Annotated in this window: 20 protein-coding genes and 1 tRNA gene; 1 reads left to right on the top strand and 20 read right to left on the bottom strand. The window is 58.0% G+C overall.

Annotated features, from left to right (window positions below; all coding sequences use genetic code 11):
• Window positions 1-11: 11 nt before the first annotated feature.
• The 6 genes from BN1120_RS11755 to rpsU form a co-directional block, all read right to left on the bottom strand.
• A complete protein-coding gene (locus BN1120_RS11755) occupies window positions 12-1,424 on the bottom strand; it encodes a DNA cytosine methyltransferase (RefSeq protein ID WP_042016234.1) in 1,413 nt (470 codons plus the stop codon).
• Between the two features lie 1,174 nt (window positions 1,425-2,598).
• Window positions 2,599-2,675: transfer RNA gene (locus tag BN1120_RS11750), tRNA-Ile, on the bottom strand.
• 194 nt (window positions 2,676-2,869) lie between these two features.
• Entirely contained in the window at window positions 2,870-4,765 is a 1,896-nt protein-coding gene (rpoD, locus tag BN1120_RS11745; protein ID WP_263639565.1) for an RNA polymerase sigma factor RpoD, read from the bottom strand.
• Window positions 4,766-4,948: 183 nt separating this feature from the next.
• The gene (gene dnaG / locus BN1120_RS11740; protein WP_042016233.1) at window positions 4,949-6,736 is read right to left on the bottom strand and encodes a DNA primase; all 1,788 of its coding nucleotides are present in this window, start codon (window positions 6,734-6,736) and stop codon (window positions 4,949-4,951) included.
• A gap of 89 nt (window positions 6,737-6,825) precedes the next feature.
• Window positions 6,826-7,269, bottom strand: coding sequence for a GatB/YqeY domain-containing protein (locus tag BN1120_RS11735; protein ID WP_010675618.1), 444 nt, complete (start codon window positions 7,267-7,269; stop codon window positions 6,826-6,828).
• 15 nt (window positions 7,270-7,284) lie between these two features.
• Window positions 7,285-7,500, bottom strand: coding sequence for a 30S ribosomal protein S21 (gene rpsU, locus BN1120_RS11730; protein ID WP_005309452.1), 216 nt, complete (start codon window positions 7,498-7,500; stop codon window positions 7,285-7,287).
• Window positions 7,501-7,679: 179 nt separating this feature from the next.
• On the opposite strand from rpsU, the gene tsaD reads away from it, so the two are divergent.
• The gene (tsaD, locus tag BN1120_RS11725) at window positions 7,680-8,693 is read left to right on the top strand and encodes a tRNA (adenosine(37)-N6)-threonylcarbamoyltransferase complex transferase subunit TsaD (protein ID WP_010675619.1); all 1,014 of its coding nucleotides are present in this window, start codon (window positions 7,680-7,682) and stop codon (window positions 8,691-8,693) included.
• Window positions 8,694-8,766: 73 nt separating this feature from the next.
• On the opposite strand, the gene rpoS is transcribed toward tsaD, so the two are convergent.
• From rpoS to rlmD, 14 genes are all read right to left on the bottom strand, one after another.
• Window positions 8,767-9,750, bottom strand: a complete 984-nt coding sequence (gene rpoS, locus BN1120_RS11720) for an RNA polymerase sigma factor RpoS (protein WP_010675620.1) — start codon at window positions 9,748-9,750, stop codon at window positions 8,767-8,769.
• A 46-nt stretch (window positions 9,751-9,796) separates the two neighbouring features.
• Complete coding sequence (locus BN1120_RS11715) at window positions 9,797-10,867, bottom strand: LysM peptidoglycan-binding domain-containing protein (RefSeq protein WP_042016232.1); 1,071 nt, start codon at window positions 10,865-10,867, stop codon at window positions 9,797-9,799.
• Between the two features lie 9 nt (window positions 10,868-10,876).
• On the bottom strand, window positions 10,877-11,458 hold the full coding sequence (locus tag BN1120_RS11710) for a YqaA family protein (RefSeq protein ID WP_010675622.1): 582 nt from the start codon (window positions 11,456-11,458) through the stop codon (window positions 10,877-10,879).
• Window positions 11,455-12,072, bottom strand: a complete 618-nt coding sequence (locus BN1120_RS11705) for a protein-L-isoaspartate(D-aspartate) O-methyltransferase (protein WP_010675623.1) — start codon at window positions 12,070-12,072, stop codon at window positions 11,455-11,457. Before BN1120_RS11705 ends, BN1120_RS11710 begins: the two co-directional genes overlap by 4 nt.
• A 4-nt stretch (window positions 12,073-12,076) precedes the next feature.
• On the bottom strand, window positions 12,077-12,838 hold the full coding sequence (gene surE / locus BN1120_RS11700; protein WP_039041045.1) for a 5'/3'-nucleotidase SurE: 762 nt from the start codon (window positions 12,836-12,838) through the stop codon (window positions 12,077-12,079).
• Window positions 12,819-13,877, bottom strand: coding sequence for a tRNA pseudouridine(13) synthase TruD (truD, locus tag BN1120_RS11695; protein ID WP_042016243.1), 1,059 nt, complete (start codon window positions 13,875-13,877; stop codon window positions 12,819-12,821). The genes surE and truD overlap by 20 nt, the downstream gene beginning before the upstream one ends.
• Window positions 13,877-14,353 (bottom strand): 2-C-methyl-D-erythritol 2,4-cyclodiphosphate synthase, encoded by a 477-nt coding sequence (ispF, locus tag BN1120_RS11690; protein WP_010675626.1) that lies wholly within the window; start codon window positions 14,351-14,353, stop codon window positions 13,877-13,879. Before ispF ends, truD begins: the two co-directional genes overlap by 1 nt.
• A 58-nt stretch (window positions 14,354-14,411) precedes the next feature.
• Window positions 14,412-15,143 (bottom strand): 2-C-methyl-D-erythritol 4-phosphate cytidylyltransferase, encoded by a 732-nt coding sequence (ispD, locus tag BN1120_RS11685; RefSeq protein WP_042016230.1) that lies wholly within the window; start codon window positions 15,141-15,143, stop codon window positions 14,412-14,414.
• The gene (ftsB, locus tag BN1120_RS11680; RefSeq protein ID WP_010675628.1) at window positions 15,136-15,453 is read right to left on the bottom strand and encodes a cell division protein FtsB; all 318 of its coding nucleotides are present in this window, start codon (window positions 15,451-15,453) and stop codon (window positions 15,136-15,138) included. Before ftsB ends, ispD begins: the two co-directional genes overlap by 8 nt.
• 177 nt (window positions 15,454-15,630) lie before the next feature.
• Window positions 15,631-16,932 (bottom strand): phosphopyruvate hydratase, encoded by a 1,302-nt coding sequence (gene eno, locus BN1120_RS11675; RefSeq protein ID WP_005335583.1) that lies wholly within the window; start codon window positions 16,930-16,932, stop codon window positions 15,631-15,633.
• Between the two features lie 89 nt (window positions 16,933-17,021).
• Window positions 17,022-18,659, bottom strand: a complete 1,638-nt coding sequence (pyrG, locus tag BN1120_RS11670) for a glutamine hydrolyzing CTP synthase (protein ID WP_010675629.1) — start codon at window positions 18,657-18,659, stop codon at window positions 17,022-17,024.
• Between the two features lie 141 nt (window positions 18,660-18,800).
• Window positions 18,801-19,598 carry a nucleoside triphosphate pyrophosphohydrolase gene (mazG, locus tag BN1120_RS11665; protein ID WP_042016228.1) on the bottom strand — a complete coding sequence of 266 codons (798 nt, stop codon included), beginning with the start codon at window positions 19,596-19,598 and terminating at the stop codon, window positions 18,801-18,803.
• A 171-nt stretch (window positions 19,599-19,769) separates the two neighbouring features.
• Window positions 19,770-21,980 carry a GTP diphosphokinase gene (gene relA, locus BN1120_RS11660; RefSeq protein WP_010675631.1) on the bottom strand — a complete coding sequence of 737 codons (2,211 nt, stop codon included), beginning with the start codon at window positions 21,978-21,980 and terminating at the stop codon, window positions 19,770-19,772.
• 349 nt (window positions 21,981-22,329) lie between these two features.
• The gene (gene rlmD, locus BN1120_RS11655; RefSeq protein WP_042016227.1) at window positions 22,330-23,652 is read right to left on the bottom strand and encodes a 23S rRNA (uracil(1939)-C(5))-methyltransferase RlmD; all 1,323 of its coding nucleotides are present in this window, start codon (window positions 23,650-23,652) and stop codon (window positions 22,330-22,332) included.
• Window positions 23,653-23,840: the final 188 nt, after the last annotated feature.

The following is a 23,840-nucleotide window of genomic DNA, read 5'->3' as shown; positions in this document are numbered from 1 at the left end:
AGATTCCCTATTCATAAACAGCTAGTTTCCATATCTTTATTATTAATTTCACTAGCAAGGATTCTTATTAAACTACCAAGCTCTTTCTTTAAAAAAAGACCTAATCCCTCGGCCATTAGAGGAGGAACAGCATTACCTACCTGAGTATATTTAGGACATGTTATTTTTCTAAGATTACCGCCAGTTGTATAAGGACCTTCGAATCGGAACCAATCTGGAAACGATTGAAGCCGAGCCATTTCCCTAACGGTCAAAATACGTGGTTCATCGTAATGCAAAATGTCATCCGGAAGGGTGGTTACTGTACCGGACGGTTTATTCGGATCTAACACGCTTAACGAGTGCTTCCTAGATTGCAGCTCTTCTTTTCTGTACGCAATGGGGAGCGTCCTACCCCGTGCCAAATTGTATTTTTCTTGCATGGATTTATCTTCCATGTGGGTAAGGACTAGTTCGAATCGCTCTTTGACCTTATCCGTGTGGTTCGGGAGACGCAGACCGCAATTCGGAGTACTTTGTCTACTCCAGCCCTTCTTCATCAAGTTGATATAAGCTGGGTTTCCCTGAGTCAACTTGCCATACCCTGCGATTTGTTTGAACCCTCTTGCTTGGGAATCCTCTTTGGGAACATTGGACAGGTGACGAGGATCGCCACTGCTATACAGCGTTTTGAGATCATGCAAAGCTTCAAGAGAAGTCACTACAGAGGGAAGCCCCTTTTCTTTTTTGAATACATCCGCAAACAGCTTTAACTGCCTTCCGACCCTAGATGCCATGGATTTTCCCATGTCCAGAAGTTGCTGAGGGTTTATCTGAGTATCAGCGATACCGAAGAGGTCATGACGAATGGCAATCAGCACAAACCGATGACGAGCTTGTGGAACCCCCCACAAGCTGCTGTCTTCTATGAAATGGAACGGTACGTATCCTTGTTTGGCTAGTTTCTGCTCGATTTGCTTGGATATCGGAATTGAGTGTTCCCCTGCCTTCCTGAAGGCATAAGTTATACCGCGTACGTTCTCCATGAGGATGAATTTAGGTTGCACACGTCGAACTATTTCCAGATAAGCAAAGGCCAGCTTGTTGCGGGGATCGTTGGGGTCTCTTTTGCCAGCAGATGAAAAGCCCTGGCAAGGAGGTCCTCCGACAATCAAGTCAACCTCGCCCTTCCTTCCGAGCGAGTCTAGATAATCAATAAATATTGGATTTTCAAGTCGTTCCAAAATGTCGTGGTTCTTGATCTCCAAGTTCTTTGGCCACTCGTATCGTCCCTGAAGTTCAGAAAACTCCTGATCTATCAGGTTTCTTTTCAGGGTGGAGAAAGCATCCTGACTGCGTTCAATGGCAAACAACCCTGTGTAACCAGCATTCAATAGGCCAAGAGAAAGGCCACCACATCCAGAAAAAAGATCAATATATTTCATAAGCTAGACGTGGTCCGAGATGGAATAGCAAATCTGGATATACGCACAATATCATATACACAGCCTGTGTCATTAGCGACGCGAATACCATTTAGCGACATCTTATTTTAAATGCATATACCAAAGGAGTGTTTATGACCGTACAAAACTGTAACATTTGGCTCTAGCCCTCGATCACTGCAAAGTTGAAGTTCAACAACCCCCCATCCGATTCGCGCAAGTATACCATGGCATCCCCTACGGTTAGGTGATATCACTTACCTGAGAGCTGTTTCTGGTTAGGTGTATGCACGCCAATTAAACTCCAACATTAGATGTGAGCTAGCCGTGTGGAGCTCGTGGACTACCGCCTGAAACCAAGACAGGTAATTTGCCAAGTAGTCAGTGTGCACCCTGCGGGGTTTATATATTCAATCATTCAGTCATCCCACCGACTTACGTAGTTGTTCAGAGCCTAAACGTGGAACATCTCACCCTCTACGTGATGATGCGCTGAAAACCAGCACTTTGAGAACGCAGCCTTGCACGAGACTCCTAAATTGCGGGTAAGTCAGTTTCCCAGCGCTGCAAAATCGGCATTCTTGCATAACAGACAACTACGATTCTATGACGCATTGGACTGTGTTGGGTAAGGAAAAGCAAAACTGAATTCCTGCCTAATGTTAGCCCAGTGTTAGCCCAGACAAGAAATGAGCAAGGCTCTCATAGCTGCGAACCTTGCTGTAACTGGTGCCGATAAGGGGAATCGAGCTCCTGTCCTTCGCATTACGAATGCGATGAGCACAAGGCACAGTAAAATGCGGAGCGTTAGTTGGACCTGTTAAGCAGTTGGTGGAAGCAGCAGGAGACCCTAAGGCCAAATGCTTCGTTATGTAGATAACGATTAAAAAGGTCGGTAAAGGTGCAATACATCTATTGATCAAGACACCAGATAAAAAAAGAAGAAGGCATGACAGAACAAATTGCCGAGCGTCTTTGCAATTGAGGTAAGGACTTGGCGATGCGCGCCCACTCCGTCAGCAGTTACTTTGCTATCCACAGAGTCCTTTGTGTTCCGATAGTGGGTTAACTACAAACGTCCTAGCCTTCCCCTAAAAGCACCCATTAAAGCACCCCAAAACGCCAGACAAGCAAAAGGCGTAGCGGTTACTAACCTGCTACGCCTTTCTAAATTTGGTGGCCCCTGCCCGACTTGAACGGGCGACCAATCGATTATGAGTCGACTGCTCTGACCAACTGAGCTAAGGGGCCATTGATGCTGGTTAGCGGCGTGGATTATAGGGGATGGCGGATACCCCGTCCATAGTCAGATCAACCACTTGGCGAGATTTCATCCATATTCAAGCGGTTCCATGACCCCTCTTCACGCCCATGCCAGCACGGATAAAACAAAGCCCCGCATGGCGGGGCTTTTTGTTGCTATGTCAGGCTGACAGAACCCGGGACTACTCGTCCAGGAAGCTGCGCAGCACTTCCGAGCGGCTCGGATGGCGCAATTTGCGCAGGGCCTTGGCTTCGATCTGACGGATACGCTCACGAGTGACGTCGAACTGCTTGCCCACTTCCTCGAGGGTGTGGTCGGTGTTCATGTCGATACCGAAGCGCATGCGCAGTACCTTGGCTTCCCGTGCGGTCAGACCGGCCAGCACTTCACGGGTCGCGTTGCGCAGGCTCTCGCTGGTGGCCGCATCCGCTGGCAGAGCCAGGGTGGTATCTTCGATGAAGTCGCCCAAGTGGGAGTCTTCGTCATCACCGATGGGCGTCTCCATGGAGATGGGCTCCTTGGCGATTTTCAGTACCTTGCGGATCTTGTCTTCCGGCATACCCATGCGCATGGCCAGCTCTTCCGGGTTCGGTTCACGACCCATCTCCTGCAGCATCTGGCGGGAGATACGGTTGAGCTTGTTGATGGTCTCGATCATGTGCACCGGGATACGGATGGTACGGGCCTGATCCGCGATGGAGCGGGTAATGGCCTGACGGATCCACCAGGTGGCATAGGTCGAGAACTTGTAGCCGCGACGATATTCGAACTTGTCGACCGCCTTCATCAGACCGATGTTGCCCTCCTGGATCAGATCCAGGAACTGCAGACCACGGTTGGTATACTTCTTGGCGATGGAGATAACCAGACGCAAGTTAGCCTCAACCATCTCTTTCTTCGCACGGCGGGCTTTGGCCTCACCAATGCTCATGCGGCGGTTGATATCCTTGATCTGGGCAATCGACAGACCGGTCTCTTCTTCGATCTGCTGCAGCTTGCCGATGGAACGCAGGACTTCTTCGTCCATCTCGAGCAGGCGGGGAGACCACGCCTTGCCGGCCTGCTTCTGGTATTCAAACCAGGCAGTTTCGCACTCGTTGTTGGTGAAGGCCGCAACGAAGGTCTTCTTCGGCATCTTGGCCTGCTCAACGCAGAGCTTCATGATGATGCGTTCCTGCACGCGGACACGCTCCATCATCTCCCGCATGTTGTTGACCAGGCGATCGAACTGCTTGGGCATCAGGCGGAATTGACGGAAGACATCGGCCAGCTGGGCGATGGCATTCTGGGTGTCGTCGTGGGCACGGCCATTCTGCTGAATGGAGAGACGAGTCACCTCGTACTGGGCACGCAGTTCGCCGAATTTCTCGCGAGCGACTTCCGGATCCGGACCACCGTCGCCATCATCGTCGGAGTTGTCACCGTCTTCGTCTTCGTCCTCATCTTCGTCTTCGTCTTCGTCGGCGAGGTCGTCCTCGCTGAGCTCGGAGCCGATATGAGTGGCGGTCGGTGCCACGTCATCCACTTCGTTCGGATCGATGAAGCCGGAGATGATGTCGGACAGACGAAGCTGCTCGGCTTCGTACTTGTCATACTGTTCGAGCAGATAGGTGATGGCTTCAGGGTACTCGGCGACGGAGCTTTGTACCTGGTTGATACCGTCTTCAATCCGCTTGGCGATGTCGATTTCGCCTTCGCGGGTCAGCAGTTCGACGGTACCCATTTCCCGCATGTACATGCGGACGGGATCGGTCGTGCGACCAATCTCAGATTCAACAGATGCCAGAGCCTGGGCCGCTGCTTCGGCAGCGTCCTCATCGGCGGTACCACCTTCAGCCATGATAAGGTCATCGGCATCCGGAGCGTTTTCAACCACTTGAATGCCCATATCGTTGATCATCTGAATGATGTCTTCGATCTGGTCTGAATCGACAATGTCTTGCGGGAGGTGATCGTTCACCTCGGCATAGGTCAGGTAGCCCTGTTCTTTACCTTTGGCAACGAGGAGTTTAAGCTGAGACTGCGGGGTTTGCTCCATAGAACTCATCCGGTTGGTGTTGCTAGGTTGCGCGTACAGTGCGCTGCTGCGCAAATAGCCAATTCTAATAGAAAACCGCCAGACATGCTATGTCTGGTTGCGGCGTCGGTCATGAGAAACCCCTGCCCGCAGTGTTGTCGGGGCCAGGTGGTTATAAAGTGTTTGCTTTCAATCCCGTCTATTCGGGCAACGCTATTCATATTGGGACTGCTCACTCAAATATCAAGCCCCACTCTCATTTCTTTTCTCAATCTGCACCTCTCTGATCAGCATCATCAGCTCCTGAGTTTCCTCAGAGCTTAGCCCTTCCTGCGCCACCTTGGCCTGCAATTCTTCGATCCGTTGCTTCAGGAAAAGGTTGATGAAACCGACAAAGGTATCCTGCAATTCTCCCAGAATATCGGGCTCCTGGTCGAGCTTTACCTCTTCAAACAGGTCATGCATCGCCAGTTGGGCAAGTATTTCTCCCTCTTTTGTGCCACGCCAATGCTCCAGCAGGATACCCGTTGTCACTCCCGGCTGGATCAGGATCTGCTGGTGCAGTTGCAGCAGGAAAGGGATCCCCTGCAGGCGCAGCCCGGCCAACTCGGGCATGGCCGGCAGCTCGGCGGTGATCGCCGGATACTGCACCATCAGGGCCAGAGCCCTGCGGATCGGCGTCAGTTTGGTCGCCTTGGGTTTGTTGACTTCCACCTTGGGCTGGCTGTTGCGGGCAAACAGCTCGGTAATCCGCTGCTTGTTTTCTCCCCAACGCATCATGCTGGAGAGTCGGGTAATTAACCCCTCGCGAGTGAAACCTTCCGGCACCCGACGAATCAGCTCGGCGGCCTTGTTGGCCACTTCAAACTTGCCTGCCTCACCGGAAAGAGCCGCATCGCGCCCGAGGCGTTCGAACATGAAATCCGCAAACGACTGGGCCTTGTCGAGCAGCGCTTCGAACCCCTCCTTGCCGATCTGGCGTACCAGCGAGTCGGGATCCTCGCCATCCGGCAAAAAGACGAACTTGAGTTCACGGCCGTCCTGCAGGTGGGAGAGCGCGTTGTCCAGCGCCCGCCAGGCCGCTTCCCGACCGGCGTTGTCGCCGTCGTAGCAACAGACCACCTCTGCCGTGGTACGGAACAGGGTGTGGATGTGATCGCTGGTGGTCGCAGTCCCCAGTGCCGCCACCGCATAGTCGATGTCGTACTGGCCGAGCGCCACCACATCCATGTAACCTTCTACCACCAGGATCCGGCGCGGATCCTTGTGTGCCTGCTTGACCTCATAAAGGCCGAACAGCTCTCGCCCCTTGTGGAAGATGGGGGTTTCCGGGGAGTTCAAGTACTTGGGCGTGCCATCCCCCAGCACTCGGCCACCGAAGCCGATGACCCGGCCTCGTTTGTCCCGGATCGGAAACATGATGCGATCGCGGAAACGATCGTAGCTGCCCGGGCCGTTGTCACGGGGGATCAGCATACCGCCCGAAATCAGCAGTTGTTCGTGATCCCGACTGGCGCCAAAGCGGCGACGCACCTGATCCCAGTCCCCAGGGGCATAACCGATGTTGAAGCGCTTGACCACCTCGCCAGTCAGGCCCCGGCCTTTCAGATACTCCACCGCCTGAGGCGCGTTCTTGAGATTGCTCTCGTAGAAGCGCGCAATCTGGTTCATCAGCTCGAACAGATCCTTGCTGACGGCTGGTTGGCTATGGCTTGATCCACCCGCCGTTTGCTCACGGGGGACCTGCATGCCGTGCAGGCTTGCCAGCTCTTCGATGGCATCGGGGAATTCCAGGCCGTCGTACTCCATGACAAAGCCGATGGCATTGCCGTGGGCACCACAACCGAAACAGTGATAGAACTGCTTCTCCTGGCTGACGGTAAAGGAGGGGCTTTTTTCGTTATGAAAAGGGCAGCAAGCCTGGTAGTTCTTACCGGCTTTCTTCAACCGCACACGGGAGTCGATCAACTCGACTATGTCTGTGCGTACGAGCAGATCATCGATAAAGGATTGCGGGATCCTGCCAGCCATAACCGTCCTGTTTCATTGCATAGGAAATAAAAAAGCCGCGCATTCCAATGGGAAGCACGGCTTCTTCGACCAAACAAGAGAGTTGCCTGTTACGCCAAGCGGGTTTTCACCTGAGCACTGACGGCGCCGACATCGGCACGCCCCTGAATTTTTGGCTTCAAGACAGCCATGACTTTACCCATGTCAGCCATGACGGCAGCACCACTTTCAGTGATGGCTTGCTCGATCAGTGCGGCAATTTCGTCTGCGGTCAGCTGTTGTGGCAGGAACTCCTGCAGCACAACGATCTCGGCGGACTCTTTGTCGGCGAGATCCTGGCGACCGGCAGCTTCAAACTGGCTGATGGAATCGCGACGCTGTTTGACCATTTTGGTCACGACAGCGAGGATCTCTTCATCGTTGAGCTCGACACGGGTATCGACTTCACGCTGCTTGATTTCTGCCATCAACAAGCGGATAGCACCCAACCGAGGCTTGTCTTTGGCAAGCATCGCGAGCTTTTGCTGATCCTTGAGTTGATCCTTCAGAGACACGGCATGATCCCTTGATTAGTACAGGCGGATACGACGTGCGTTTTCGCGGGACAGCTTCTTGGCGTGACGCTTGACAGCGGACGCTTTAGCGCGCTTGCGAATGGTAGTCGGCTTCTCGTAGAACTCACGGCTACGAACTTCGGACAGGATACCGGCCTTTTCGCAAGAACGCTTGAAGCGACGCAGAGCAACGTCAAACGGCTCATTTTCACGGACTTTGATTACTGGCATGTGCCTTTCACCTCAGTGATAAATTGTTAGCTGACCTTCAATCGATCAGCATGTCTTAAAATGGTGCGAAATTATACTCTGGACAGGGAATGAAAGTAAACCCGCAGAGATCGCTCTGGTTTAAAAAACCCGCGAAGGTTACCATAGCCGTCTCATTTTAGCAGTGAAATTTTTTAGCAATGCGTGTATTGGGCATAGAGACATCCTGTGACGAAACCGGGATCGCGATCTTCGATGATCAAAAAGGGATCCTTTCCCACCAGTTGTACAGCCAGGTCAAGCTGCATGCGGACTACGGCGGCGTCGTTCCCGAGCTCGCCAGCCGGGACCATGTACGCAAGACGATCCCCTTGATCCAGGCCGCCTTGAAAGAGGCCGGACTTGGCAAGGATGACATCGATGGCATCGCCTATACCGCGGGGCCAGGTCTGGTTGGCGCCATCCTGGTCGGGGCGACCATAGGCCGCTCGCTGGCCATGGCCTGGGACAAGCCGGCCATCGCCGTACACCACATGGAAGGCCACCTGCTGGCCCCCATGCTGGAAGAGCGAGCCCCCGAGTTTCCCTTCGTAGCGCTCTTGGTTTCCGGCGGCCACTCCATGCTGGTCCGGGTCGACGGCATCGGCAGCTACCAGCTGCTGGGCGAATCGATCGACGATGCCGCCGGTGAGGCGTTCGACAAGACCGCCAAGCTGATGGGTCTGGACTATCCCGGTGGTCCACTGCTCTCCCGGCTGGCAGAAAAGGGCACCACTGGGCGCTTCACCTTCCCGCGTCCCATGACCGACCGTCCCGGGCTCGACATGAGCTTCTCCGGCCTCAAGACCTTTGCCGCCAATACCATAGCAGCCAATGGCGACGACGAGCAGACCCGTGCCGACATCGCCCGGGCGTTTGAGGATGCGGTGGTCGACACCCTGGCCATCAAGTGCCGTCGTGCCCTGAAAGAGACCGGCCTCAATCGTCTGGTCGTGGCAGGCGGCGTCAGCGCCAACCGTCATCTGCGCGCCCAGCTGGCCGAGCTGATGGAGAGCCTCAAAGGTGAAGTCTTCTACCCGCGCACCGAATACTGCACCGACAACGGCGCCATGATCGCCTATGCAGGCATGCAACGCCTTAAGGCGGGAGTCTTCGAACCCCTGGTCGTCAAGGCCGTGCCGCGCTGGCCGCTGGATACCCTGGATCCGGTGTGATCCTGACGATCCACGACAAAAAGAAAGGGGCCTGCGGCCCCTTTTTCATCTTGATGACGGTATTCATACCCGTTTAGTTGGTGCGGAACAACGCTTCGATGGAGAGTCCCTGCCCCAGCAGGATCTCCCGCAAGCGGCGCAACCCTTCTACCTGGATCTGACGCACCCGCTCGCGGGTCAGACCAATCTCGGCGCCCACGTCTTCCAAGGTGGCCGGTTCATAGCCGAGCAGACCGAAACGGCGGGCCAGCACTTCGCGCTGCTTGGGATTCAGCTCCTCCAGCCAGTGCACTATGCTGCTGCGCATGTCATCTTCCTGGGACTCCAGCTCGGGCCCCATGCCGCGCTCGTCGGAAAGTACATCCAGCAGCGCCTTGTCGCGATCGCCACCAATGGGAGTATCCACCGAGGTGATCTTCTCGTTGAGCTTGAGCATGCGATTCACATCGTCCACAGAGCGATCCAGTGCAGAGGCGATATCCTCGGCGGTCGGCTCATGGTCGAGACGATGAGAAAGCTCGCGCGCAGTGCGCAGATAGACGTTCAGCTCCTTGACCACATGGATGGGCAGACGAATGGTACGGGTCTGGTTCATGATGGCCCGTTCTATGGTCTGGCGGATCCACCAGGTGGCATAGGTAGAGAAACGGAAGCCTCGCTCGGGGTCGAACTTCTCGACGGCGCGGATAAGGCCGAGGTTGCCCTCTTCGATGAGATCCAGCAGCACCAGGCCGCGGTTGTTGTAGCGCCGGGCAATCTTGACCACCAGGCGCAGGTTGGATTCAATCATGCGCTTGCGCGCCGCTTTGTCGCCACGCAGGGCACGGCGGGCGTAGTAGACTTCCTCTTCGGCCGTGAGCAAGGGGGAGAAGCCTATCTCCCCCAGATAGAGCTGGGTGGCGTCCATTACCTTGTTCAGCTCTGGCGCCATCAGTTCATCGGAAATGGTCTCTTCGGCTTCGGCCGCCACTTCCTGAACCTCTTCTTCCTCCTGAACCTCCAGCTCCTCGTCGAACTCTAACTCTGCATCCTGCATTACCAGTTGTTCTTGGCTCATGATATCTCTCCCTGACCTACACCAGAGTAAGACTCAGCTCTCTGAGTTAACGCTTTGGCAAATAGCCCATCGGGTTGATCGACTTGCCTTTGTACCGGATTTCAAAGTGCAAGCGCACATCCGGCGCATCCGTGCTACCCATATTGGCGATAACCGCTCCGCCCTTCACGGTGTCTCCCTCCTTGACCCTCAACTCATCGTTGTGAGCGTAGGCGGAGAGGTAGTCATCGTTGTGCTTGAGAATTATCAGCTTGCCATACCCTCGCAGTGCACTGCCCGCATAGACCACTTTGCCGCTGCTCGCAGCGTAAATGGGTTGGCCCTTCTGGCCGGAAATGTCGATGCCCTTGTTGCCTTGTTCCGCAACGGAGAAGCCTTCAACGATCCGCCCTTTGGTCGGCCAATGCCAGGAGAGTGTTGACGAGGAACTGACGGTTTTTTGTTCTTTCGCCTGAGCGTATGCTGTTGACGAGGCAGGAGCAATCGTTTTCTGAGCAATAAATGGTGTGGTCGTACCTGCCGGAGCCGTGGCCAGGGGTTTGGGCCCCGTGCTGGTCACCACCGGTGTGGCTGCTGCCACCATCTGACCACCCGAGGAACCCGAGCCCCCTACATTGAGCACCTGGCCCACGTGCAATGCATAAGGAGCCTGGAGGTTGTTGCGCTGGGCCAAGGCCTGGTTGGAGAGACCGAACTGGCGACCGATGCTGCTCAAGGTATCGCCACGGCGCACCTCGTAACTGCCAGACCCCGTCACGCTGCCACGACTGACAGGGCTGCCGACGGTTGCCACCGCCATGGGGGCGGAAGCGCCATCGAGCCTGAGCTGCTGGCCGGGATAAATGTTATAGGGGGGAGTGATGCCATTGATGCTGATAAGCGAAGCCACATCCATGCCAGAACGAAATGCAATGGAATAGAGAGTGTCTCCTTTGACCACGGTGTACCCGTTGCCTGCAATGCCGGGCTTGGTCATACCTTGACGCACGGGGATGGTCGAAGCGACCTGATCATTGCCCAGGCTGTGCACCGGAGCCGCAGTCTTGCTGGAGGAACAGGCAAGCAGCAGCCATGACAACACGACGACACCGCTACCTTGCCAAACACGCGAACACATAGTGGATCCTTAACGACTAAACCAGAAATAGGCCGCAACGGCCAAACCAATACAGAGCCAGCCCAGCACATCCACATAGTGCATCAGCTTGCGCTCCATCTTCTCGCCGCCCCAGCGCATCAGACCTGCAACCAGGAAGAAGCGCATGCCACGACCGATCAGCGAGGTCAGGATGAAAGGCAACAGTGCCATGTGAAGCAAGCCAGCCGTGACGGTAAACACCTTGTAGGGGATCGGCGTGAAGCTGGCAATAAAAATAACCCAGATGCCCCACTGCGCGAACCACTGCTCGGCCAGGGCAATCTTGTCCTCATAGCCAACCGAGGTCACCAGCGGCTGCACCACTGGCTCCCACAGGGCATAGCCGAGCAGATAACCAAACAGGGCGCCCAGCACCGAAAAGAGAGTGGCCAGCGCGGCATAGTGCCAGGCGCGATGAGGTTTGCCGAGCGCCATGGGCGCCAGCATCACATCCACCGGGATGGGCCAGAAGATGGATTCAATAAAGGCGGTGATGGCCAGATACCAGGGGGCATACTTGTGGCGTGCCCACTGCATCACCAGAACATAAAGGCGGGAAAACAACTTCACTCGACATCTCCGTCAATCAGGGGAACGAAACGTACCGGCTCCAGGATCCGGCTGGTGAGCTGGGAGCCCGATCGCTCGATGAGCTGCAGGGTCTGCTGGCCATCACCCACCGGCAACACCAGACGACCACCATCAGCCAGCTGATCGGTCAGGGCCTTGGGGACCTCACTGGCCGCCGCCGTCACCAGAATGGCGTCGAAAGGGCCCTTGTTGGGCCAACCTAGCCACCCATTGCCGTGCTTGGCCGACACATTGTGCAGATCGAGCTGGCGCAATCTGCGCCGGGCCTGAAACTGCAGCGACTTGATCCGCTCCATGGTGTAGACATGCTCCACTAGGTGGGCCAGTACCGCCGTCTGGTAGCCCGATCCCGTCCCGATCTCCAGCACATGGGCCGGATCGTTCTGGATCAGCAGCTCGGTCATGCGCGCCACGATGTAAGGCTGGGAGATGGTCTGCCCATGGCCGATGGGCAGGGCCGTATTGTCCCAGGCCTTGTGGGCCATGGCCTCGTCCACAAACAGCTGGCGCGGCACCTTCGCGATCGCCGCCAATACGCGGAAATCGCGGACATCCTGGGCAATCAGTTGATTCAACAGGCGCTGTACTATCACAACGTCATCCCTGCAGATCCAGCCACGCGCCCAGGGTCGACAGACTGCCGTAGGCCGTCATGTCGATGGTCAGGGGAGTGATGGAGACATAACCCTGCTCGATGGCGGCAAAGTCCGTTCCCTCTCCCGCATCCTGCTGGTTGCCGGGGGGACCAATCCAGTAGACCGGCTGACCACGGGGATCCTCGGTGCGGATCACCGACTCCGCCCGGTGGCGATTGCCAAGGCGGGTCACCCTGATCCCCTTGATCTGCTCGAGCGGCAGGTCCGGCACATTCACGTTGAGGATCTGATCCGCAGGCAACGGATGCACCATCAGCCCCCGCACCAGCTGGGCGGCGTAGTGGGCCGCACTGGCGAAATGAGTCTTGCCCACCAGCGAAACGGCGATGGAGGGGAAACCAAGATGACGCCCTTCCGTCGCGGCCGCCACCGTCCCCGAGTAGATGACGTCATCCCCCAGGTTGGCCCCGTGATTGATACCGGCCACCACCATGTCGGGCTCAGGGCGCAGCAGTTCGTTGACCGCCAGATGAACGCAGTCGGTCGGCGTCCCCTTGACCGCATAACTCTTGATGCCGTGAAAACTGGACGCATCGAGGCGGATGACCCGCAGCGGCACTTCCAGCGTCAGGGAGTGGCTGGCACCGCTGCGGTTGCGATCCGGCGCCACCACCACGACCTCGCCACAGGCACGCAACGCCTCGCTGAGGGCGCGAATGCCCTCGGCGTGCACCCCATCGTCATTACTGACCAGAATTCGCATCGGTTGAGTTCCTGAAACCGTGATCGGCCTCTTCGGCCTGCATTAATTCGCGTACCACACTGGTGGCAAAGGCGCCGGCAGGCAGGAAGAACGACAGGGTCAGCACCTCGTCCTCCCGTTGCCAGCTCATCTGCTCCGGCTTGAGTAGCAGCGGGCGCCTGTCCTGATCCAGCCCGGCTTTCTCCAGTCCTTCGCACCAGTCACCATAAGGAGCCAGCACTTCTTGCTCGAACTCGGCAGCAGCGCCCTGGCTCGCCAGACGGCCACGGCCCCACTGGGGAGCGGTCAGCTGCACGTCCCCGGAGGCAAGGCGCGCCTCCAGCTCGGGAGTCACGCTCTCTTCGCTGAAGATGGAGTGGCTGCCCTTGAGCATCACGCAGTCGCCTGCCAGCAGCTGATGGGCCAGTCCCTGCTCGATGCGGGCGCTGACAATGGCATTGAACAGCATGCTGCGGGCGGCGGACAGATAGAGGGAGCGCTTGTTGCGATCCTTGATCCGTTTGCCGGCGAACATCGCCTTGGCGGCCTCCAGGTTGTTGCCACCGCGGCCGAAACGCTGCTCGCCGTAGTAGTTGGGTACCCCCTGGGTTGCAATCGCCTGCAGACGGGATTCCAGCCCGTCGGCCTGCTCCAGCCCGGTGAGACGCAGGGTGAAGTGGTTGCCCTTGAGATAGCCGACCCGCAGCTTCTTGTTGTGGCGCTTCACCTCAAGGATCCGGATGTTGTCGTTCTCGATGACCGAGAGATCCAGCTCGCCCTTGCCCGGCAGATGGATGCCGAACCACTGTTCGGTCACCGCATGGCGATCTTTCAGACCAGCCCAGGTCACCGCATTGCGGGCAACCCCGGCCGCATCGGCCAGCAGACCAGCCACCCAGGCGGTATTCTCACCGGTTTTGCGTACCCGGACGAAGATGTGTTCCCCCTCGCCGCAAGGTGCAAACCCGAGATCTTCATTGACCACGAAGTCGGCGGCCTCGGCCTTGAGGATGCCGCGAGCAGTGGGCGTCCCGTGCAGATAGGCAAGTTGTTCAAGCATCATTGTTTCACCAGCAAGACGACGGCTTCGGTGGCGATCCCTTCCTTGCGCCCCGTGAATCCGAGTTGTTCGGTGGTGGTCGCCTTGACGTTCACCCGGTTCAAGTCACATTGCAGATCCGCGGCCAGCACGGCGCACATGGCGTCGATATGGGGGGCCATCTTGGGGGCCTGGGCGATGATGGTCACATCCAGGTTGCCGATGGCATAACCGGCGAGCTGCACGCGGGCAAAGACATCCCGCAGCAGGATGCGGCTGTCGATGCCCTTGAATTCGGCGGCGGTATCGGGGAAGTGGCGGCCGATGTCGCCGGCGCCGATGGCCCCCAGCAGGGCATCGCTCACCGCATGCAGCACCACGTCGCCATCGGAGTGGGCCAGCAGGCCCTGTTCATAGGGCACCGCCACCCCGCCCAGCATGCAGGGACCAACCCCGCCAAACTTGTGAACATCAAAACCATGTCCGATCCGCATCATGCTTGCGCCCTCCTCAATACACGGAAATCTGTCTCATCAAAACCATGTCCGGTGCGGATCATGCCTGCTCCTCTGGGGATGAATCGGGTCGTGCCGACCGGCACGCACGTTGTTGCTGTAAATAGAGCCCGGCCAGGGAGAGATCTTCCGGCCGGGTCACCTTGATGTTATCGGCCCGCCCTTCCACCATGCGCACGGGGAAACCGGCCCGCTCCATGGCGGAGGCTTCATCGGTGATGGCGGCGCCGAGCGCCAGCCCCTCCTCAAGCGCCCGCTTGAGGGGGCGGACCAAAAACATCTGGGGCGTCAGGGCATGCCAGAGCTGCTCGCGATCCACGGTGGCGAGGATATTGCCGGCCGCATCGGTGCGCTTCATGGTATCGCGCACCCGGCTGCCGAGGATGGCACCGCCAGAGGCCATGGCGGCAGCAATGAGCGCATCGAGATCCTCGTGGGTCAGACAGGGCCGGGCAGCGTCATGCACCAGTGCCCACTCCCCTTCTGCCATGTGCAACGCATTGAGCACGGAGAAGGCGCGCTCGCTTCCCCCTTGCACTCGCAGCACCCGCGGATCGGCTGCCACGGTCAAGGTCTCAAACCAGCGGTCGTGGGGCGCCAGCGCCACGATCACACGGGCGATGGCGGGATGGGAGAGCAGACGCTCCAGGGTGTGCTCCAGAATGCATTTCCCTGCCAGGGAAAGGTACTGCTTGGGGCAATTGGCCCCCATGCGACTGCCAATACCGGCAGCGGGGACGATGGCGGTCAGGCCGCTCAGGCTATCAGTCATCGTAGGGGGCACCATCAGGCTCCGTCACCTGATCCTTTTCTTTGGGAATGATTCGGTAGAAGGTCTCGCCCTGCTTGATGTAGCCAAGATCGTTGCGCGACAACTCCTCGATGGCCTCAAGGCCAGAGGTAAGATCGTCGATTTCCCGGTAAATCAGGCTGTTGCGGTCCTTGAGTACCAGGTTGTCCTGTTGCTGCCGCTCGATGGCGGTGGAGAGTTCCCGATAGTCGGAGAGGCCGTTTTTCCCCAGCCAGAGGTCATATTGCAGCCCTCCCAACAGGAGGAGCAGGATAAGAGTGAGTAGCCGCATGCACTGAGTCTCCTTCAAGCGGCCTAGTTTCCCATATTCGCAGGCAAGACAAAAGAAAGCCTGTGTGCCGGATGGGTTGGTCGGAATAAAAAATGCAGGTCGCACACGCCCATAAGCGCAGAACGAAAAAGCCCCGCCAGATGGCGGGGCTTTGTGAAGCATGAACGCAGGCGAAAATTAAGCCTGGTTCTTCACTTCTTTCAGACCACGGAACGGAGCCTTGGCACCCAGGGCTTCTTCGATACGGATCAGCTGGTTGTACTTGGCAACACGGTCAGAACGGCTCATGGAACCGGTCTTGATCTGGCCAGCAGCCGTACCCACAGCCAGGTCGGCGATGGTCGCGTCTTCGGTCTCACCGGAGCGGTGGGAGATGACGGCAGTGTAGCCAGCGTCTTTGGCCATCTTGATGGCAGCCAGCGTTTCGGTCAGGGAACCGATCTGGTTGAACTTGATCAGGATGGAGTTGGCGATGCCGTTGTCGATACCGCGCTTCAGGATCTTGGTGTTGGTTACGAACAGGTCGTCACCCACGATCTGGATTTTCTTGCCCAGTTCGGCGGTCTGGTAGGCGAAGCCTTCCCAGTCGGATTCGTCCAGGCCATCTTCGATGGAGACGATCGGGAACTTGGTGGTCAGGTCAGCCAGGAAGTCGGAGAAACCGTTGGAGGTGAAGACACGACCTTCGCCCTTCAGGTTGTACTCTTTCTTCTCTGCGTCGTAGAACTCGGACGCAGCGCAGTCCATGGCCAGGGTGATGTCGGTGCCCAGTTTGTAACCGGCAGCGGCAACGGCTTCAGCGATCACTTCCAGCGCTTCGGCGTTGGATTTCAGGTTCGGAGCGAAACCACCTTCGTCACCGACGGCAGTGTTGTAGCCCTTGGACTTCAGCACTTTGGCCAGGTTGTGGAACACTTCTGCGCCCATGCGAACGGCTTCTTTCAGGGTCTTGGCGCCAACCGGCTGGATCATGAACTCCTGGATGTCGACGTTGTTGTCGGCGTGCTCACCACCGTTGATGATGTTCATCATGGGCAGCGGCATGGAGTAAACACCCGGGGTGCCATTCAGCTCGGCGATGTGGGCGTACAGCGGCATGCCTTTGGCAGCAGCGGCAGCTTTGGCGTTGGCCAGGGAAACAGCCAGGATGGCGTTGGCGCCGAACTTGGATTTGTTCTCGGTACCGTCGAGGTCGATCATGATCTGGTCGACAGTGGCCTGGTCCTTGGCATCTTTACCCAGCAGAGCCTGAGCGATCGGGCCGTTGACGGCTTCGATGGCTTTCAGCACGCCTTTACCCAGGAAACGGCTCTTGTCGCCGTCACGCAGTTCCAGCGCTTCGCGGGAACCGGTGGACGCGCCAGACGGAGCGGCTGCCATACCAACAAAACCACCTTCCAGGTGAACTTCGGCCTCAACGGTCGGGTTACCACGGGAGTCGATGATTTCACGACCGATCACTTTAACGATCTTGGACATGTGTATTTCCTCAGGTTTCGTAAAAAAACAACAAAAATATGCCAAAAAAAGCGGCTGTGGCACAGAGCCCCAACCGCATTTATTTTCAATTACTTCAAATTACGCTTCTGATACTCGCCCGCCGCCTTCACAAAACCGGCGAACAGGGCGTGGCCATCACGGGGAGTCGAGGTGAACTCCGGGTGGAACTGCGCGGCCACGAACCAGGGGTGATCCGGGATCTCGATGATTTCCACCAGCTTCTTGTCGGCGGAGAGACCGGTCACCTTCAGACCTGCCGCTTCAATCTGCGGCAGCAGCTTGTTGTTCACTTCATAACGGTGACGGTGGCGCTCGTAAATGGTCGGGCTGCCGTACATCTGACGGACCTTGGAATCTTCCACCAGGTGGCAGAGCTGGGAGCCCAGACGCATGGTGCCGCCCAGATCGGACTTCTCGGTCCGGGTCTCGACGTTGCCTTCGTCATCCACCCACTCGGTGATGAGACCAACCACGGGGAACGGGCTGTCTTTCTTGAACTCGGAGGAGTGAGCCCCTTCCATGCCCGCCACATTGCGGGCGTATTCGATCAAGGCAACCTGCATGCCCAGGCAGATACCGAGGTACGGGATCTTGTTCTCGCGGGCATATTTGGCGGCCAGAATCTTGCCTTCCACGCCGCGTTCGCCGAAGCCACCCGGTACCAGGATCGCATCCAGACCTTCCAGCAGCTCGGCACCACGGGTCTCGATGTCCTGGGAGTCGATGTACTTGATGTTGACGGAGAGACGGGTCTTCAGGCCACCATGCTTGAGCGCTTCGTTGACGGACTTGTAGGCGTCCGGCAGAGAGACATACTTGCCCACCATGCCGATGGTGACTTCGGCAGTCGGGTTGGCCTCTTCATAGATGACCTGTTCCCACTCGGCCAGGTCGGCTTCTTTGCACTCGATGCCGAAGCGCTCGGTGATGTAGCCGTCCAGCCCCTGGGATTTCAGCAGCGCCGGGATCTTGTAGATGGAGTCGACATCCTTCATGGAGATGACGGCGCGCTCGGGCACGTTGCAGAACAGGGCGATCTTGGCACGCTCGTTGGCCGGAATGGCGCGGTCGGAGCGGCAGATCAGCACATCCGGCTGGATACCGATGGAGAGCAGCTCCTTCACGGAGTGCTGGGTCGGCTTGGTCTTCACCTCGCCGGCGGCGGCCAGGTAAGGAACCAGGGTCAGGTGCATGAACATGGCATTGTTGCGACCCACGATGGCCGCCAGCTGACGAATGGCTTCAAGGAACGGCAGGGACTCGATGTCGCCCACGGTACCGCCCACTTCGACGATGGCAACCTGATGGCCTTCGGCACCGGCAATCACCCGCTCCTTGATGGCGTTGGTGATGTGCGGGATCACCTGGATGGTGGCGCCCAGATAGTCACCACGACGCTCCTTGCGCAGCACGTCCGCATAAATGCGGCCGGTGGTGAAGTTGTTGCGGCGGGTCATCTTGGTGCGGATGAAACGCTCGTAGTGGCCCAAATCCAGATCGGTTTCGGCCCCGTCCTCGGTTACGAACACTTCACCATGCTGGGTCGGGCTCATGGTGCCCGGATCCACGTTGATGTACGGGTCCAGTTTCATGATGGTCACATCCAGACCACGGGCTTCCAGAATGGCTGCCAGAGAAGCTGCGGCAATGCCTTTGCCGAGGGATGAAACAACGCCACCAGTCACAAAAATATATTTGGTCGTCATGCTGAACCTGAAAGAAGTTTAGGGAATTTTAAGGGGTGCTTCGGGGATGAAGCAGGACGGGGAAACAGTATACCAAAACCCCCACTCCCAAACAATGAACAAAAATCTATCAGGCTCCCCGCCGCCCCGTCTTGCGCCAAATCAACTTTGTTCGGTTTCCTTGGCCTTGTTCCAGGCCTCGTCCAGCTTCTCCAGGGAGCAATCCGTCATTTTCAGACCTTCTGCGGCAATAAAGTGTTCAACTTGACGAAAACGACGCTCAAACTTGGTGTTGGCAGCCCTCAGCACCTGCTCGGGATCCTTGCCCAGATGGCGCACCAGGTTGACGGTGGCGAACAAGAGATCGCCGAGCTCGTCGCTCACCCGCCCCTCGTCCACATCCGCCATCAACACCTCTTCCATCACCTCGTCGATCTCCTCGTGGATCTTGTCCACCACGGGCCCCAGCGTCTTCCAGTCAAAACCGACGGTAGCGCAGCGCTTCTGGATCTTGGCGGCCCGGGTCAGGGCAGGCAGGGAGAGGGGGATATCGTCCAGCACGCTCTCCTTGTCGAGCGCGGCCCGCTCTTTGGCCTTTTCCGCCTCCCAGTTCGCTTTGACCGCCTGCTCGTCACCCAGGTCGGCATCGGAGAAGACATGGGGGTGGCGGCGAATGAGCTTCTCGCTCACGGTATCGACGATGTCGGCAAAGTCGAACAATCCCTGCTCCTTGCCGAGCTGGGCATAGAACACGACCTGGAACAGCAGATCACCGAGCTCCCCCTTCAGCCCTTGCCAATCTTCGCTCTCGATGGCATCCGCCACCTCGTAGGCCTCCTCCAGGGTGTGCGGCACTATGGTCTGGAAGCTCTGCTTGAGATCCCAGGGACAGCCCCCGTTCGGGTCACGCAATCTAGCCATGATGTCGAGCAGTTGGGGAAGGTCGTAGCGTTGGGACATGGGCAACTCACTTTCGATTCGGTAAATGGGGTTCATGAATATCCGCTCACGCCACTGCTCCACATGATGTGGAGCCATGGCGGCCGGAGATGGGGCGCGTGATATCCGTCTTCAATGCTCTACAAGGAGGGAGAAAATGCAGACCGGCCACTGGGGCCGGTCGGTTGAGCATTACAGCCGCTTGGCGCTGATCACGTCGTTGAGCTGACTGAGCTTGGCCAACGCCCGGTTGAAGGCGTTGATGTTGTAAATCTCCAGCTCCATGTCTATTTCGGCGGTCTGCTCGCGCACGTTGGAGCGCGAACGCACTCCCATCACGTTGATCTTCTCGTTGGCGAGCACGGTGGTGATGTCGCGCAGCAGGCCGGATCTGTCGTTGGAGAGAATGCGGATGGTGAGACCGTAACCGCCGGAGTAGTTCTCCCCCCAGACCGCATCGATCAGACGCTCCGGGTTGCGACGCGACAGCTCCTTGAGCTGCTCGCAATCCTCCCGGTGGATGGAAACCCCCCGTCCCATGGTGATGAAGCCCTGGATGGCGTCCCCCGGGATGGGCTGGCAGCAGCGGGCGATGTGAGTCATCAGGTTGCCCACCCCTTCCACTACTATGTGATCCTTGGGTTTGGGGCGGAAGGGCACATTGGCCTTCTGCTCCAGCTTCTCCAGCAGACGGCGATCTTCTTCTTCCGCCGTCGGCTTGTTGTAGCGGGTGTCGAGGTAGTTGAGCAGCTGGTTGATGCGGATGTCGCCGCTGCCGATACCGGCCAGCAAATCTTCCAGCTCCTCCGCATGGAAGCGCTCCAGCACCACCTTGTCCACCTTGGAGAGGGTGAGGTTGTGGCGGTCCAGCTCCTTCTCCAGCAACTCCTTGCCGGCGGCGATGTTCTTGTCCCGGTCCAGCTTTCTGAACCAGGTGGCCACCTTGGCCCGCGCCCGGCTGGAGCGCAGGAAGCCGGCGTTCGGGTTCATCCAGTCGCGGCTCGGGTTCGGCTCCTTCTGGGTGATCACCTCCACCTGATCACCGGTTTGCAGCGTATAGGTGAAGGGCACGATACGACCGTCGATCTTGGTGCCGATGCAGCGGTGACCGATCATGCTGTGCACGTGATAGGCGAAGTCGAGCGGCGTCGCCCCTGCTGGCAGGTCGATGACATCGCCCTTGGGAGTGAAGACATAAACCCTGTCCTCGAACACCTGACTGCGCAGATCGTCCAGCAAGGAGCCGCTCTCCGAGAGATCCTCCTGCCAGGCGAGGAGTTTGCGCAGCCATTCGATCTTGTCTTCGAAGGTGCTGGTCTTGGCAGCGGCCTGGGCCCCTTCCTTGTAGCGCCAGTGCGCGGCCACACCGAGCTCCGCATCCTGATGCATCTGCTCGGTACGGATCTGGATCTCCACCGTCTTGCCCTCCTCCCCCACCACCACGGTGTGGATGGACTGGTAGCCATTGGGCTTGGGGTTGGCGACATAGTCGTCAAATTCGCGGGGAATATGGTGGAAATGGGTGTGAACGATACCGAGCGCCGCGTAGCAATCCTGCAGCCGCTTGGTGATCACCCGCACCGCGCGCACATCGAACAGCTCGTTGAATTCGAGGTGCTTCTTCTGCATCTTGCGCCAGATGCTGTAGATGTGTTTCGGTCGGCCATAGACCTCGGCCTCGACGCCGGCCTCGGCCAGGGCATCGCGCAGGGACTGCACGAATTCGCGGATGTAGCGCTCGCGGTCGAGCCGTTTCTCATCCAGCTGTTTGGCGATCTGCTTGTAGGTGTCCGGGTGCAGGTAGCGGAAGGCGAGATCCTCGAGCTCCCACTTGAGCTGACCGATACCGAGGCGGTTCGCAAGGGGGGCATAGATGTTGGTGATCTCCTGGGCCATCAGCACCCGGGTCTCCTCATCCGCCTTCTTCGCCTCACGCAGGCAGGCGATGCGCTCCGCCAGCTTGATGACCACGGCGCGCACGTCCTCGACCATGGCGAGCAGCATGCGGCGCACGTTGTCCACCTGCTCCGGCGAGGTTTCGCTGCGGTGAAGGGTTTGCAGGGAGCGGATGGCCTCCATCTCCAGCACCCCTTCCACCAGCTTGGCGATCTTGGGGCCGAAGTCCTCGTTCACCTTTTCCTGGCTGATGAGACCCGCTTCGACGAAGGGATAGAGAATGGCGGCCTTGAGGGTGGCGAGATCCATGCTGAGCATCAGCAGGATGCCCACCATCTCGACCCCGCGCACCAGCAGGCGGTTGGTGAGCGCTTCGTCACCCAGGGTCAGGCAATACTGGTAGACGGTTCGCAGCTGATTCTTGTCACTTTCACTCAGGGTAAGGGAACTGACCCACTCATCCAGAGTGAAATTGTCTTTCAAATGAATATCGCGCACCGCAACCATGGTATCAATCCTTAAAAGTGTGGGGTCGAAAGCCGATGCTCTCCTCATCCCCTCATCAACTGATGACTGCCTCAAATGGGGATGCATGAAAGAGTTTTCAAGGCATGTCACCGCGCAAGGTGACAGGGCTCTTCCCCGCATCCGATCCACTATCGACGACCTAGATTACCCTAATCACTCCCGCTCAAACAGCGCTGCCGCCGCTGGAAAACCAAGATAACCGCATGCTGCCCTGCCCGTTGAAGGCAGCGAGAAACACCTGTTTTACCTCACTCTGGCAGCATCATGCACATCGAAAAATCATCACGACCGCATCTTGATTCATCCAGAATAATGCGGTCGCCTCGACTCAGCCCCGTTCGAACAGCGCCATGGACTCCAGATGACCAGTGTGGGGGAACATGTCCAGCATCCCCAGACGGGTCAGCTTGTAGCCCCCCTGCACCAGCACCTGGCTGTCACGGGCCAGGGTGACCGGGTTACAGGAAACATAGACCACCCGTTTGGGGGAAAGTGCCACCACGTGGCTCATCACCTCCAGCGCCCCGGGTCTGGCCGGATCCAGCAGCACCAGATCGAACCCTTCCCGGGCCCAGGACATGCCCACGATGTCGCCGCTCAAGTCCGCCTTGTAGAAGCGGGCGTTGTCGATGCCGTTGCGGCGGGCATTCTCCTGTGCACGCGTCACCATGGCGAGCTCCCCTTCCACCCCCACCACTTCGCGGGCCTGACGGGCCAGCGGCAGGGTGAAGTTGCCGATGCCGCAGAAGAGGTCCAGCACCTTGTCATCCTTGCCTGCGTCGAGCCAGCTCAATGCCTGCTCCACCATGCGCTGGTTGACGGGCCCGTTGACCTGGATGAAGTCGCCGGGAGCGAATGCAAGAGACAGGCCATCCAGCGTGTAACTTGGCTGAGACTGTTGACGCAGAGGTTCGATCTGCTCGTCCGCCGCCTGCAGATAGAGGTCTATCCCCTGGGCGGTGGCAAACTCGGTCAAGTGCGCCCGATCTGCCTCGGTGGGGCGACCGGTGTGGCGCAGCAGCATCAGAATGCCCTGCTCCCCCTGAATGAGTTCGGCGTGACCCAGTTCGCGCTGGCTCTTCAGCCGGTTGAGGCATTCGCGCAGAGGGGCGATAAGGGCGGAGAGGGGCTCGGCCAGCACAGGGCAGCTGGCAATCTCTACCAGATCGTTCGACTGGCGACGACGAAAGCCCACCCGGGTGCAGCGACCGTTCTTGTCAAACTTGATGGCCAGACGGCAGACCCGGCGGTAGGCGCGGGACTCCCCCGTCAGCGCAGGTGCCAGTGTAGGCGCCTGGATGTTGCCAAGGCGCTCGAACAGGCTGACCAGTCCCGCCTCCTTGGCCGCCAGCTGATCTCCCTCTCCCAGGTGCTGGGCACTGCAACCGCCACACTCGCGATAGTGGTCGCAGAAGGGGGCGACCCGGTTGTCCGCCGGGGTCACCACCTGTTGCAGGGCGGCGTGGGCATAGTGCTTCTTGTCGTCGATGATGCGGGCCTTGATGGCCTCGCCGGGCAGCGCCCCTTCGACGAAGATGGCCTTGCCCTGATGACGGCCGACGCCGACACAGTGGTGATCCAGACTGTCTACCGTAAATTCAATACGTTGGGGCTGGGTGGATTTCTTTTGGGGCTTGAAAAACTGGGCCATAAAACTTGGTGCCTATAGGTGGCTATGTCATGATTGTGGAATCTGCGGCAGACCATTGTCCCACAAGAATAATCGTATGACCAAATACGGCCTGAGGGCCCCAGCCGCGGCATCCGCCCCATCGTCCATTCTGACCAAAAGTGGCCCATTGATATGACCGGATACGGCCTGAGACCCCGTACAGCGAC

The sequence above is a fragment of the Aeromonas caviae genome, assembly GCF_000819785.1.
Taxonomy (GTDB): domain Bacteria; phylum Pseudomonadota; class Gammaproteobacteria; order Enterobacterales; family Aeromonadaceae; genus Aeromonas; species Aeromonas caviae.
The sequence above is the reverse complement of the archived record's forward strand: the minus strand, read 5'-3'. Positions and strand labels throughout refer to the sequence as shown.

Coding starts and splice junctions, on each gene's coding strand:
- rpsU (WP_005309452.1), bottom strand. CDS start 7,500: ATGCCAGTAATCAAAGTCCGTGAAAATGAGCCGTTTGACGTTGCTCTG.
- rlmD (WP_042016227.1), bottom strand. CDS start 23,652: ATGGCCCAGTTTTTCAAGCCCCAAAAGAAATCCACCCAGCCCCAACGT.
- surE (WP_039041045.1), bottom strand. CDS start 12,838: ATGCGAATTCTGGTCAGTAATGACGATGGGGTGCACGCCGAGGGCATT.
- relA (WP_010675631.1), bottom strand. CDS start 21,980: ATGGTTGCGGTGCGCGATATTCATTTGAAAGACAATTTCACTCTGGAT.
- pyrG (WP_010675629.1), bottom strand. CDS start 18,659: ATGACGACCAAATATATTTTTGTGACTGGTGGCGTTGTTTCATCCCTC.
- BN1120_RS11755 (WP_042016234.1), bottom strand. CDS start 1,424: ATGAAATATATTGATCTTTTTTCTGGATGTGGTGGCCTTTCTCTTGGC.
- rpoS (WP_010675620.1), bottom strand. CDS start 9,750: ATGAGCCAAGAACAACTGGTAATGCAGGATGCAGAGTTAGAGTTCGAC.
- BN1120_RS11715 (WP_042016232.1), bottom strand. CDS start 10,867: ATGTGTTCGCGTGTTTGGCAAGGTAGCGGTGTCGTCGTGTTGTCATGG.
- ispD (WP_042016230.1), bottom strand. CDS start 15,143: ATGACTGATAGCCTGAGCGGCCTGACCGCCATCGTCCCCGCTGCCGGT.
- truD (WP_042016243.1), bottom strand. CDS start 13,877: ATGCTTGAACAACTTGCCTATCTGCACGGGACGCCCACTGCTCGCGGC.
- dnaG (WP_042016233.1), bottom strand. CDS start 6,736: ATGGCTGGCAGGATCCCGCAATCCTTTATCGATGATCTGCTCGTACGC.
- ispF (WP_010675626.1), bottom strand. CDS start 14,353: ATGATGCGGATCGGACATGGTTTTGATGTTCACAAGTTTGGCGGGGTT.
- ftsB (WP_010675628.1), bottom strand. CDS start 15,453: ATGCGGCTACTCACTCTTATCCTGCTCCTCCTGTTGGGAGGGCTGCAA.
- tsaD (WP_010675619.1), top strand. CDS start 7,680: ATGCGTGTATTGGGCATAGAGACATCCTGTGACGAAACCGGGATCGCG.
- eno (WP_005335583.1), bottom strand. CDS start 16,932: ATGTCCAAGATCGTTAAAGTGATCGGTCGTGAAATCATCGACTCCCGT.
- mazG (WP_042016228.1), bottom strand. CDS start 19,598: ATGTCCCAACGCTACGACCTTCCCCAACTGCTCGACATCATGGCTAGA.